This is a genomic window from Halobaculum sp. MBLA0147 (assembly GCF_041361345.1).
GTDB lineage: Archaea > Halobacteriota > Halobacteria > Halobacteriales > Haloferacaceae > JAHENP01.
Map to the genome: position 1 here is coordinate 1,977,939 of NZ_JBGKAD010000001.1, position 12,159 is coordinate 1,990,097.

12 protein-coding genes are annotated in these 12,159 nt (G+C 66.2%); 10 read left to right on the top strand and 2 right to left on the bottom strand.

Annotation, left to right across the window (positions count from 1 at the left end; translation table 11 throughout):
• Position 1: 1 nt before the first annotated feature.
• The 5 genes from RYH80_RS09390 to RYH80_RS09410 all read left to right on the top strand — a co-directional run bounded on the left by RYH80_RS09390 (position 2) and on the right by RYH80_RS09410 (position 3,791).
• Complete coding sequence (locus tag RYH80_RS09390; protein ID WP_489753325.1) at positions 2-838, top strand: DUF7958 family protein; 837 nt, start codon at positions 2-4, stop codon at positions 836-838.
• 82 nt (positions 839-920) lie between these two features.
• Complete coding sequence (locus tag RYH80_RS09395; RefSeq protein ID WP_370903607.1) at positions 921-1,277, top strand: hypothetical protein; 357 nt, start codon at positions 921-923, stop codon at positions 1,275-1,277.
• The gene (locus RYH80_RS09400; RefSeq protein WP_489753326.1) at positions 1,277-2,227 is read left to right on the top strand and encodes a DUF7958 family protein; all 951 of its coding nucleotides are present in this window, start codon (positions 1,277-1,279) and stop codon (positions 2,225-2,227) included. Before RYH80_RS09395 ends, RYH80_RS09400 begins: the two co-directional genes overlap by 1 nt.
• A 149-nt stretch (positions 2,228-2,376) precedes the next feature.
• Positions 2,377-2,946, top strand: coding sequence for a DUF4157 domain-containing protein (locus tag RYH80_RS09405; RefSeq protein ID WP_370903609.1), 570 nt, complete (start codon positions 2,377-2,379; stop codon positions 2,944-2,946).
• Positions 2,947-2,951: 5 nt separating this feature from the next.
• Positions 2,952-3,791, top strand: a complete 840-nt coding sequence (locus RYH80_RS09410) for a DUF7958 family protein (protein WP_370903610.1) — start codon at positions 2,952-2,954, stop codon at positions 3,789-3,791.
• A 7-nt stretch (positions 3,792-3,798) separates the two neighbouring features.
• Here the strand turns inward: RYH80_RS09410 and RYH80_RS09415 are convergent, their stop codons facing one another.
• A complete protein-coding gene (locus RYH80_RS09415; RefSeq protein WP_370903612.1) occupies positions 3,799-4,560 on the bottom strand; it encodes a transcriptional regulator TbsP domain-containing protein in 762 nt (253 codons plus the stop codon).
• A gap of 103 nt (positions 4,561-4,663) precedes the next feature.
• Between RYH80_RS09415 and RYH80_RS09420 the strand changes: the two genes are divergently transcribed.
• Positions 4,664-4,885, top strand: coding sequence for a hypothetical protein (locus tag RYH80_RS09420; protein WP_370903613.1), 222 nt, complete (start codon positions 4,664-4,666; stop codon positions 4,883-4,885).
• Between the two features lie 310 nt (positions 4,886-5,195).
• Here the strand turns inward: RYH80_RS09420 and RYH80_RS09425 are convergent, their stop codons facing one another.
• On the bottom strand, positions 5,196-7,244 hold the full coding sequence (locus RYH80_RS09425; protein WP_370903614.1) for a hypothetical protein: 2,049 nt from the start codon (positions 7,242-7,244) through the stop codon (positions 5,196-5,198).
• Positions 7,245-7,343: 99 nt separating this feature from the next.
• Here RYH80_RS09425 and RYH80_RS09430 point away from each other — a divergent pair, with 99 nt between their 5' ends.
• From RYH80_RS09430 to RYH80_RS09445, 4 genes are all read left to right on the top strand, one after another.
• Positions 7,344-8,177, top strand: coding sequence for a transcriptional regulator TbsP domain-containing protein (locus tag RYH80_RS09430; RefSeq protein WP_370903615.1), 834 nt, complete (start codon positions 7,344-7,346; stop codon positions 8,175-8,177).
• A gap of 149 nt (positions 8,178-8,326) precedes the next feature.
• Positions 8,327-9,172 (top strand): SDR family oxidoreductase, encoded by an 846-nt coding sequence (locus RYH80_RS09435; RefSeq protein ID WP_370903616.1) that lies wholly within the window; start codon positions 8,327-8,329, stop codon positions 9,170-9,172.
• Positions 9,173-9,572: 400 nt separating this feature from the next.
• The gene (locus tag RYH80_RS09440; RefSeq protein ID WP_370903617.1) at positions 9,573-10,751 is read left to right on the top strand and encodes a S8 family peptidase; all 1,179 of its coding nucleotides are present in this window, start codon (positions 9,573-9,575) and stop codon (positions 10,749-10,751) included.
• 147 nt (positions 10,752-10,898) lie between these two features.
• Positions 10,899-12,080, top strand: a complete 1,182-nt coding sequence (locus RYH80_RS09445) for a S8 family peptidase (protein ID WP_370903618.1) — start codon at positions 10,899-10,901, stop codon at positions 12,078-12,080.
• Positions 12,081-12,159 lie beyond the last annotated feature (79 nt).

Genomic DNA, 12,159 nt, shown 5'->3' on the forward strand with positions numbered 1-12,159 from the left:
AATGCGTGCTAATATAACTGGGGAAAATGACGAGCGGGTCGGACTGTACGTAACGGACAACAACGATGTCGAACACTGGTTAGAAATCGAGTTCGATGGAAACATCGAATTCCACGACCAAGATGGGTATCCTGACGATCCAGCGGAACGTGACCACGAGGGGAACGAGTGTGTCGATCGGGCTCGAGACTACGCCAAGTGGTACGTGGCGCAACACCGCGACTACGACACTGTTCCGTGGTACCTCGATACTGATCGACTGACACGCGTGAGGCAGGCGATCAGTCAGTCCTCCGAGGAGTTAGAGGAGTTGTTCGGTCACTACTACCGACAGTTGGCAGGAGAGTACGACTCGACGATTACGCAGCCGGTCACCGACGCAGTGCCACACGGCGCTGCGATGAACGAGTATCGCGAGTACAAGTTGGACGTGTATCTCGACGAGTCCGGAGCGACTGTCGAGGCCACATCCGGTATCCACACTATGTACTACGCCGACGTGAACGACAGTCGACTGGTCGAGGGCGAAGACCCGTACCCCGACCGTCGGCCGGACGGCAGACTCGAACACGTGGTGATCGACCTCGACTGGCCCGACTTTCCCGAATTCCTCGACTACCACCTCCGCTGTCAGATTCGTGATTCGTACCTCGCTCGCGGCGAGGAGCCACCTGAAGAGTACCGTGTGCTCGGACCTGGGACGGATCACGCGATGGTCCGGTACATGACACGTGATCACTTACCCGACTACCACGACTACAACGCCAGTGTCGACGGCTACCGTGCCGAAGACACGTTCAACGCTGGCCCGTTCGGCCAGATTCTGAACCTATTCTAGACCTATGTATAGAGCGCACGAACCGTCTTCGACCTGTAGAAGTGAGGGTGGCGAGAGCACAAGTACGAATCCTCGTCGTGACGTGAACGAACTCCAGGCACCTGACCGTGCCGACAAGAAACTCGGTGTCGAGGCAGGCAAAGGAACGATGGGTGCCCTCGGTGGTGTGGCTGGCGGTGTGATCGGGACTGCTCTCGCGCCCGGTGTCGGCACAGTCGCAGGGCAGGCTGTCGGCACCGTCGTCGGTGGTGCACTCGGTGGAGCAGCCGGTGCCGTCTACGAACGGAACTTCGACGACGCCACTGCCGCCGTCAACCAGCAGGTCGACGATACGAGGAGCTACCTCGACCAACTCATCGAAGAGAAACTCAAATCCATCTTTGGTAGCGACTACCAGACGCGCGATACACAAGGTGTGGGCGAAGGAGGCAATGTCTAATGAAGGCAGTCATAACTGGAGAGAATGATGAGAGAGTCGGTGTAAATCTACGAGATAACGCCGGTAAAGAGCACGTCATCGAGATGGAGTTCGATGGCGAAATCAAGCATCACGTCTCGGATGGGTACGCCGAAGCACCGACTGATCGCACCGACGAGGACAACGAACGGTTCAGTGGAACACGTCGTTTCGCCCGCTACTACGTCTACAAGGAACGCGGATACGACACGGCCCATCCGCAGTACCATCCGGAGCGCCTCGACGCCGTCCGGACGGCCCTCCAGAACCTCTCGGACGAGCGTGCTCGCGACCTGCTCGGTGATCTCTACCAGCAGATGGCGAGCTACCACGACGACACGCCGCGGGCGATGTCGATCCCGCGTGAGGCACCCGGTGCGGACCACATGCTGTACCGGACGGACATCTACCTCGGTGTCGATCTCCTCGACTCCGAGGTCTCCGCCGTCGCCGAGGACATCGCTGCGACCCACGATGTCGACCTCTCGAACGACGATCACGCGGTCGACCACCAGTCACAGAGCGTCCTCGACCGCTGGGAGGCGTTCACCGACGACCTCCGCGAGACGCTCGTCGACCGCGACGTAGACCTCTCGGGAGAGACGTACGTCGACGCCGTCTCACCGCTGTACGCGAGTTACATCGACGGCGGCGACTACGAAGTGCTGGGCCCCGAGACCGACCCACTCGACCGCGAACCGGACGCCACACTCGAGCTCGCGCCAGTCGATCCGGGTGACTTCGAGCAGTTCCGCGCGTTCGTCGACCACCACCTCAAGTGCCAGATCCGTGACAGCTACGTCCGAATGGGGCTGGAACCACCCGAACAGTTCCGCGTGATCGGGAGCGGCCGACTCGAGTCCGTCGTCGCCTACCGGTTCCTCGACATGTACCCACGCTACGACGATCCCGACGTGCTGGACACGATCTGATCGAGGGGTCTCGTCACTAACTGACGTGGAATACACCCTCTCCGTTCGTACAACTGATCCGTAGTTACTTTTCCTGTAGCGATAACTGTGGGTACACGATGGCAGTTGGATGCCGTGGAGGGTCGCGACAGATCGGTGGCGATCTCTCGATGCTCCCCGAAGAGGACGTGCAACTGGAGATCGATCTCGATCCCGAGTTGGAACGCGAAGCCGAGGAGACCGCACAGCGTGTGATGAGTGGCGGAAAGCTCGGCATCCAGAATCTCTCTGACTCCGACGTTCATATTCAGCGATCGATCAGAGGTCGGTTGTCGTCGGCACTGGATATGATCAGCGGCGTCGGCGCCGACGAGACGAGCCTCGACACTCAGTCACTCGGAGACGCGTCTGGCGTGAACGAACGTCTAAACGCGCTCGCCGAGAATCAACGGGAAATCGCGACTCGTGTCGAGGAGTTGTCGGTCGCCGTCGAAGGCGGCATCTTCGAGAAGATGGGCAACGCCGGCACCGGTGAAGCGATCAAGATGGGCGCAACCGAACTCGGAAAGGAGTCTCCCGTTCCGTTCGGTGGCGTGCTCGGCGCGCTCAGCGGTGCCGCGCTTCAGGCTATCTACACCAACCGTGAACAGGTGCTGGAAATCCTCGGACTCAAGTCTGAGGCTGAACAGTACAGGAGCAACGATACTGACTCTGATGATGATCCCGGGGGGGTGTGGTGATCCAAATGGAAGCGAAAATAGCGAAAGAAGAGAACGACGCGATCGGCGTCAAGGTAACCGACAACGACGGTGCCGTTCACAAGCTCACACTCCTCCACGACGGTGAGGTAGTGTATCACGAACAAAATGCGTATCCAGACGATGCAACTGAAAGAGATGCAACAGCAAACGAGAGTGTCGACAGTGCTCGTGACTACGCGAAGTGGTACGTCGCACAGCACCGTGAGCACAATACGGTCCCGTGGTATCTAGACACGGAACGTCTTGAACAGATTCAAGATCTGGTCTCGATGTGCGAGGAAAACGAGCTTCGTGAGCACTTCTGGGATTACTACCGTCAACTCGCTGGGGAGTACGACCGAGACATCACGCAGCCGGCGACTGGTCGTGTCCCTCGTGGTGCCGCGATGAACGAGTACCGCGAGTACAAACTCGATATTTACCTCGACGAGACGGAGACAGAGATTGAGGCTACGTCTGGCATCCACGTGATGTACTACGCTGGAAAGGGTGACGACCGACTCCTGAAAGGAGAGGATCCGTATCCGGACCGGCATCCAGACGGCCGGCTCGAACACGTCGTGATCGACCTCGACTGGGCCGAATTCCCCGAATTCCTCGACTATCACCTCCGCTGTCAGATTCGAGACTCGTACCTCGCTCGTGGTGAAGAGCCACCTGAAGAGTACCGTGTTCTCGGCCCCGGCACCGACCACCACATGAACCGCCAGATGCATCTCGACAGTGTTCCCGAGTACTACGACTACAACGCTAATGTCGACGGCTACCGTGCCGAGGATACGTTCAACGCCGGCCCGTTGGGCCAGATTCTAAGTCTCTTCTGATCCCTGCTCACTGCGCCAGCGCGGACACCAACGGCTCGGGCGTCCGCTGTTCCTCGGGCAACTCAACGGCGACGTGGAGACGACGCTCCGGCCGTCCCAACCCGTCGCTCTCCGTCGGCACCGGTTGCACCAACCCCTCGGACTGGAACTCCTCGACGCGTCGGTGGACCGTCCGCCGACTCGCCACCCCGAGGCGGTCGGCGACCTCGATCACGCGCTGGGTGGTCGTCTCGGCCACGGCGCCGACCCACACGAGGAGCGACACGGGGTCCGGAACGCCACGCGCACGACGCGACACGACGTCCGTCGCCACCTCGGCGGCCGTCGGGCCGAACGCGTCCGCGACCTCCGCCGACAGTGTCTCCAACCCGCAGGTGTCGAGTGCCGCCGACTCCGCGGCGTCCCACCGCCGCTCGTAGACGCCGCGGGCGTCACAGCGGCCGACGTAGCCGATCGACGGTCGAACGCCGCGATCCAGCGTGGCGACCCGCCGTCGTCCCGCGACGACGATGTCCGTCACCGTCCCGACGCGCACCGCGCCCCGATCCGACGCCTGCACGTCGGCCAGCCGCGCCCGCGTCGTCCAGCGCAGGTCCGACTCGACGTGCTCGCCCAGCAGCACCTGCACCGGCCCGTGGTCGTCTCGTTCCGCCAGCGCCTCGGCACAGTCGTACGCCAGCCCCCGCGACGGCAGCGTCACGATCGGCTCGTCCACCCGTCGAAGGAACGTTGCGAGCAGTTCCTTCTGTGTTCCCGCGTGAGTATCCATCTCGTACAGAGCAAATATTCGTCAGCTTATATAGCTTGCTTATCTTATTACCCGGACGCCGCCCAAACACAAGAGTAAAATCCCGCGAGACGTACGCCAGAGTATGCGCTCCGTGTTCGCTCGCGTCCAGACGACGCTCGCCACACGCCCGCGTCTCGTCGTGTCGCTGCTCGTGACGACCGCGTTCCTCGCCAGTGCCGGCACGGCTGCCGCACTCGACGGTGGTGTGGTCGTGGGCGACGTGACGCTCGGCGACTCCACGGACGTCGGGACGTTCGACACGGGGGCTGGAAACGGTGGCCCGACCGAGCCCGACGACGGCTAGGCCCCTCTACCCTGACTCACGGTAGTCTTCAGGTATGGTACATCGGGGAGACGGAGATACCGGGAAGCCCCGATCCGCTCGCGGTCGCTCGGCGACATATCGCGCCTCTCGGCACCGTCCGGCGCGATAGGGGTCGCCGAGACGACTACAGTGAACGCGAGCGGATCGCCCCTTCCAGCCCCACCCGAAACCGCTCCGCACAGCACCTCACCCTCCCCAGCCTCGTCGCTCGCTTCGCTCGCTCCTCCCTCGCGCGTTTCTCGCGCGCCACTCACACCGCTCGTCGGAACACCGCCACCATCGTCTCCGGTCAAAGATCCATATCCCACTGGAGATCCCCATCGTGAAGAACTGGACTATCCCGTGAATCCAGGAACTCCTCGAGTTCATCCCGAGGTACCTCCCACTCTCCCGTCGAGCACCCGAGGTACGGATTCGTAGTGAGACTGTTCGTGAACTGTATCCCCATCTGTCTGGGTCCATCGTGGGTGAGTGCGACTTCCCACTGATCATCACCCGACTTCGTGACACGCGCTTCTGCAGGAACCGGTGCGTCCGACTGCATCAGTCGGTACGCCCCGTCGCCGATGGCGACGTAGCCGCTCGGGTCGTCCACCTGGCGCGCGAACGAGAGGGCGCGCTCGACACTCCACCCGAGGGAGACGAGTCGGCCCCAGTTCACGCCGACACGAGCCGCGCTGTCGTTCGACACCGTCCGCGTCGTCGCCACACCCGCCGAGGCGCCGCGGTCGACCAGCCACTCCGCGAACTGGTACGAGCCACACGCGTTCAGGAAGAACGCCTCCCACCCGCACTCGTCGACCGTCGTCCGCGAGCAGAACCCGTCCTGACACTCGATCCCCGCACTCGACTCGTGGTGCCCGATCACGTGCAGCAGGTCACCCGACGACTCCATCAGCGACGCCAACTGCTCGCTCTCGATCCCGCGGTGGAAGGAGACGGACAGCGGGAGGTCGCGGTCCTCGTAGTGGTCGGCCACCGACTCGCCCGGGTAGTCCAGCGTCGCCTGCACGACGGTGATCGACAGCTCCGTCTCCGACAACGGGTGGAGCCGCGGCGTCCCACAGACGTTGAACGCACCGAGCGCCCGCCGTGGTGCCTCCCAGCCGACCGTCGCGGCACGCTGTTCGGGACTCACCCACATGTCTGGGCCGCTCGCCTCCGCCGCCGCTCCGCGGACGCGCCGCTGTTCGCCCCACTCGTACCGCTCGGCGATCGACGCCAGCGTCGCCGCCTCCGGCGAGTACACGTCCGCCAGCCGCGAGAGGTGGTGCGGCAACGACAACGCGTTCGTCGTGGACGGCTGGACGTGGACGCCGAGGTGCCACGCCGGCAGCGCCTCGTCGACCCGCTCGGCCGTCTCCTCGTCGAGCGCGAGGTATTGCTGGACGCGCTCCGCGACACTCGCGTCGTACAACTGCGCCGCCTGGAACCCGGCGTCGGTGAGAACGTCGTGACTCGCGAGTTCGTCGCCGTACGGACTCGCACTCCGTGCGAGACAGTCGAGGTAGAACGTCCGCCGCAACAGCCGCGAGGCCGTCTGGTCCGCCGCCACCGGCGTCTCGCCGAGCTCCCACTCGACCGAGCCGGCACGGAGACGTGCTGTCGCCCCCGACTCGACGCGCACCGTCGCGCCGACGTAGTGCGCCAGCGGCGCCGTCGGCAACAGGTACGCGAGTGCGTCCTCCCGTGGCACGACCACCTCGATCGCCGTGTCCGGGGTCTCGAACTGTGCCGCGGTCTGCTCGTGGTCGTCGTCGACGAACGCGAGTGCCGGCGGGTGTGAGCGGATGTTCGGCCACGTCCGGTCCGGCGACGTGGTCTCGATCGCACACCCGAGGGCGGTGATCCCCGCCGCGACGCCGTCCGCCGTCTCCGTGACCCGTACCGTCCGCTCGGCGAAGTCCGCCGTACTCTGGAAGCCGACCGCGATCCGTGTCGGCTCCGGGAACGTCACCGCGACACGCTCGCCACGCCGGACCGTCCCCTCGGCGGCCGGCCGGAGCAGCGTCAGGACGGGCGTCCGGAGCACCACCAGCGTGTCCGGGCCGACAGAGACTGCCTCCTCGCGCCGGATCTGCGTGTGCGTGCCCGAGGCCGGTTCCACGACGGTCACACCGACGGGTGGTGTCGACACCCAGTCCGTCTCGACGGTCGTCGCCGTCGTCGTGTCGTACGCCGTCGTGCGGTCCGTCCGCAGTGACAACGACCGGTCGGCGTACAGATCGTCGGCCGCTACGTCGTCGGTGTCGGCCTCGTCGGGGCGTAACGCGACCGTTGCCGACTGGCGTGCCTGATCGATGGCGACGAGTCGATCCGGCTCCGTACGGAGGTTCATCTACCGGTCCCTACACGCCGTGCGATTTAGTGCTAGTGGTTTTGCACTTGTCCAGATGCTGGCCAATTTTGTCGCGGTGTCGTCCATCGAGAGGTACGGATGCCAGACGAGCGACCCACACTCGACACGATCGAGCCGGCGACTGCACTCCGCGAGACGCTGGCGGCCGTCGACGGCGACGGAGCGGTGTCGCTGCTCGACCCGCCGCGGGTGTACCTCGACGCACTCGCGACGCTGTGTCGCGAGGAGGCGGTGCCGGCGCGGCTCCGCGTGATCGCCCAGACCGGCCCGCTGTCGTGGCTCCGCGACCACTTCCCGAACGCGACGCTGTTGCAGAGTGCAGTCGAGGCAGACCGACTCGCGATTCGTCGTCACGACTGCGACCGCGAGACACCGCTGGCCGTCGGCCCGGGGGGCGCCGCGCCGTTGTTACACGTCGACAGTCACGCCGCGTCGGCGCCGTTCCACGAGGGAGCGTTCCTCGGTCACCTCCGGGATCGGTGTGCCGCGCTGTGGGACGACGCAGAGGTGTACGGACTCCGCGCCCCCGCTCGCGAGGCGTACCGATCGACGGCTCCGGACCACCTCGGCGAGTCGTTCCGGGACGCGTTCGACGAGGCCGTCGCCGTCGCGGCGTCGCTGGACGATCCGACGGCGTTCCACCCGGTCCCTGCGGCGCTGGTCGTCGGCGCCGAGCGAGAGCGACTGCTGTACGACCTCTGCCGGTGGGGCGACGCGAGCGGCGTCGCCTCCAGTGCCTCCTTCTCTCGGCACAAGAACCGGCTCGAAGCCGACGGCGTGATCGAGACGGAGAACGTCCCCGTGGAGGTCGGCCGCCCGCGTCAGCGACTGTTCCTCGCCGACACGTACCGGACCCGGCTCGCGGAGGGGGGTCGCGAGGCGCTCTTGCGGGCGACGGCCGTGATCGAGTGACGGGAGACACCCCGGTGACCACCGAGCGGCGCCCGCGTGGTCCAGTGGCGGGAGACGCCGACGTCGTCGAGTAGCGACGGTCTCACCCGTCGAGTGACGACCGGCCGCGTTCCGCCACGCCTTACACCGACCGCCTCCACCGGTCGGACATGGAACGGACGGTGTTGGTGACGGGGAGCTCTTCTGGAATCGGCCGTGCGACCGTCGAACGGTTCCTCGAGGAAGACTGGACGGTGTACGCGACCGCTCGCGATCCGGACGACCTCGACGAGTTCCGGGGTCGCGACGGCTGTCGTGTCGACCAGTTGGACGTGACCGTCGACGAACACGTCGACCGCGTCGTCGAGCGGATGATCGACGAGACGGGACGGGTCGACTGTCTGGTGAACAACGCCGGTTACGGCCAACTCGGCCCGGTCGAGGACGTGCCCACGGAGGCCGTCCGCGACCAGTACGAGGTGAACGTGTTCGGCCCGCACCGCCTCACGCGGGCCGTGTTGCCGGAGATGCGCCGCCGCGAGGACGGCACGGTGATCGACGTGACCAGTGTCGCCGCACGGCTCCCGTTCCCGGGCGGCGGGGTCTACAGCGGGACGAAGGCGGCGCTGTCGGCACAGGACCAGGCGCTGCGCGCCGAGGTGTCGGGGTACGGGGTCGACGTGGTGGAGGTCGAACCCGGCCCGGTCGAGACGAACTTCACCGACCGCGCGGAGGCGGAGATGGACGGCGTCGACCGCTCGGACGCTTACGAGGGCGTCTACCGGCTGTTCGAAGACTACGGTGCGGTCGGCGGCGACGGGCCGCTGTCGGTGCCGCCGACGGCCGTCGCCGACCAGATCGTCGCCGCCGCGAGTTCGACCGACCCTGCACCCCGCTACCCCGTCGGGCCCGTCGCCCGCCTCGCGACCGTCGCCGACCTCCTGCCGCTGTGGGCCCGTGCCCGGCTGTGGGCCGCCGTCGCCCGCCTCGCCGGTCTGGGCAGCGACGACGACTGACCGCGACACCTCGCACCGCGGCGTGTGCGTCGGCCCGACGAACCGGTGGGTCGCGTCCACACCGGCAAACTCGCGGTCCACGTCCCGCCGACGAACTCGCGGTCCACGTCCCGCCGACGAACCCGCCGACGACACCGACGGCCTCGCCGTCCGCTGCCGACGGCGGGCTCGCTCCACCACGACTCCTCGCTCCCGACCGCGTTCTCCACTACACACACTGGGCCCCGGCGACACCCGACTGCACGTCCGCCACTCTCCGACCACTCACACCGCTCGCCCGCTACTTCCTCGCGTCTCTGCGAAACATACTCTCGCCAGTAGTAGTGATTCACACGAACGCAACTAACCTGCGATCAGATACGGCAAATCTTTTGTGCCTGCGTGGTAGAGGCACACTTGCATGTCAGACAGTGACGTGTCACGACGGGGCGCACTGCGCACGATCGGGGCGGCGGCCGGCGCGGCGGGCGTGTCGGGGCTCGCCTCCGCGAATCCGGGCGAGAAGGTCGAAGTGAACGTCGGCTTCGAGAACGACCGTGGAGCGGGGGCCTTCCGCCGGAAGGCGGACGAGGTGGTACGGGAGTTCGACTTCGACGCCGGCACCGCGCGGATGCCGAAGGCGGCCGCCGACGGGTTGGAGAACAACCCACACATCCGGTACGTGGAAGAGAACGGGACGATGCAGGCACTCGGTGAGACGGAGCCGTACGGGATCGACCGCGTCGACGCGGACGTGACGCGAGCGAACGGGACCACCGGCAAGGGTGCCGACATCGCGATCATCGACACCGGGATCGACTCCGACCACCCGGACCTGCAGGCGAACCTCGGGAGCGGGAAGGCGTTCGTCGAGTGTGGCACCGGCGGGTTCACGGGGAGTTGTGCGTTCTCGGGCAACAGCAACGACTGCAACGAGTCGTGGGACGACGACAACGACCACGGCACCCACTGTGCGGGCACCGCCGACGCCGTCGACAACGCCCGCGACGTGGTCGGCGTCGCGACGGAGGCGACACTCCACGCGGTGAAGGTGCTGGACTGTGGCGGCTCGGGGACGTTCTCGGACATCGCCGCGGGGATCGAGTACACCGCCAACCAGGGCTGGGACGTGGGGAGTCTGAGTCTCGGCGGCTCCAGCGGCTCCTCCGCGCTGAAGGACGCCGTCCAGTACGCCACCGACAAGGGGGTCACGCTCGTCGCCGCGGCCGGGAACTCCGGGCCGTGTACGGACTGTGTCGGCTTCCCGGCCGCCTACAGCGAGGTGATCGCCGTCTCCGCGACCACGTCGAGTGACACCCTCGCGGACTTCTCCTCGACGGGGCCGGAGGTCGAACTCGCCGCGCCCGGGAAGAACGTGCTCTCGACGGTCCCCGGCGGGACGACGGAGTTCTCCGGCACGTCGATGGCGTGTCCCCACGTCGCCGGTGCCGCCGGTCTGCTCGCCGCCGACGGCGTCTCCGACGTGGAGACGACACTGAAGACCGAAGCCGAGGACATCGGCCTCGCCAGCAACGAGTCCGGGAGCGGGCTGCTCGACGCCGCCGCGGCCGCCGGTCTCGACTCCAGCGACTCCACTTGATCCGCGGACCACCCACTCGACTGGCATCCGTATTCTCTCGACCACGGCAAAAATACTCTCGTTACCACTAGGTATCCGCACGAATCTGGAAAAGCTGCAATTGTATTCAGCAAATCTTTTGTGGGGTCGCCCCAGACTCGGAGTCGCATGTCAGACAGTGACGTGTCACGACGGGGCGCACTGCGTACGATCGGGGCGGCGGCCGGCGCGGCGGGCGTGTCGGGGCTCGCCTCCGCGAACCCGGGGGAGAAGGTCGAAGTGAACGTCGGGTTCGCGAACGACGCCGGGGCACGGGCCTTCCGCCGGAAGTCCGACGAAGTCGTACGGGAGTTCGACTTCGACGCGGGGACCGCACGGATGCCGAAGGCGGCCGCCGACGGGTTGGAGAACAACCCGAACGTCCGCTACGTCGAGGAGAACGGGACGATGCAGGCACTCGGCGAGACGGAGCCGTACGGCATCGACCGTGTCGACGCGGACGTGACACGGACGAACGGCGACACCGGCAACGGCGCGGACATCGCGATCATCGACACCGGGATCGACGCCGACCACCCGGACCTGCAGGCGAACCTCGGGAGCGGGAAGTCGTTCGTCGACTGTAGCACGAAGGGCGGCTGTCGGTACGGCGCCAAGCCCGCCGACAACACCTGTAAGGCGACGTGGGACGACGACAACAACCACGGTACCCACTGTGCGGGCACCGCCGACGCCGTCGACAACACCGAGGGTGTCGTCGGCGTCGCGACGGAGGCGACGCTGCACGCCGTGAAGGTGCTGGGCAAGTGTGGCTCCGGCTCGTTCTCGGACATCGCCGCGGGGATCGAGTACACCGCCAACCAGGGCTGGGACGTGGCGTCGATGTCGCTGGGTGGCTCCAGCGGCTCCTCGGCGCTGAAAGACGCCGTCCAGTACGCCGCGAGTGAGGGTGTCTTCCTGGTCGCCGCGGCCGGGAACTCCGGGCCGTGTACGGACTGTGTCGGCTACCCGGCCGCCTACAGCGAGGTCGTCGCCGTCGGCGCGACGGACTCCAGCGACACCCTCGCGAACTTCTCCTCGACCGGTCCCGAGGTCGAGCTCGCCGCGCCGGGTGTCGACGTGCTCTCGACGATCACCGGCGACTACAAGAAGTACTCCGGCACGTCGATGGCGTGTCCCCACGTCGCCGGCGCCGCCGGCATCCTGATGGCGAACGGCAAGACGGCCAGCGAGGTCCGCTCGACGCTCACCTCGACGGCCGAGGACGTCGGTCTCGCGAGCAACGAGTCCGGCAACGGGCTGCTCGACGCCGCCGCGGCCGCCGGTCTCGACTCCAGCGACTCCACCTGATCGGGCAGACGCGTCGGACGACTCGTCCGACACTACGTGTCCAGACACACTTCTTCGACCACGGCCCGCGAGCGACGGC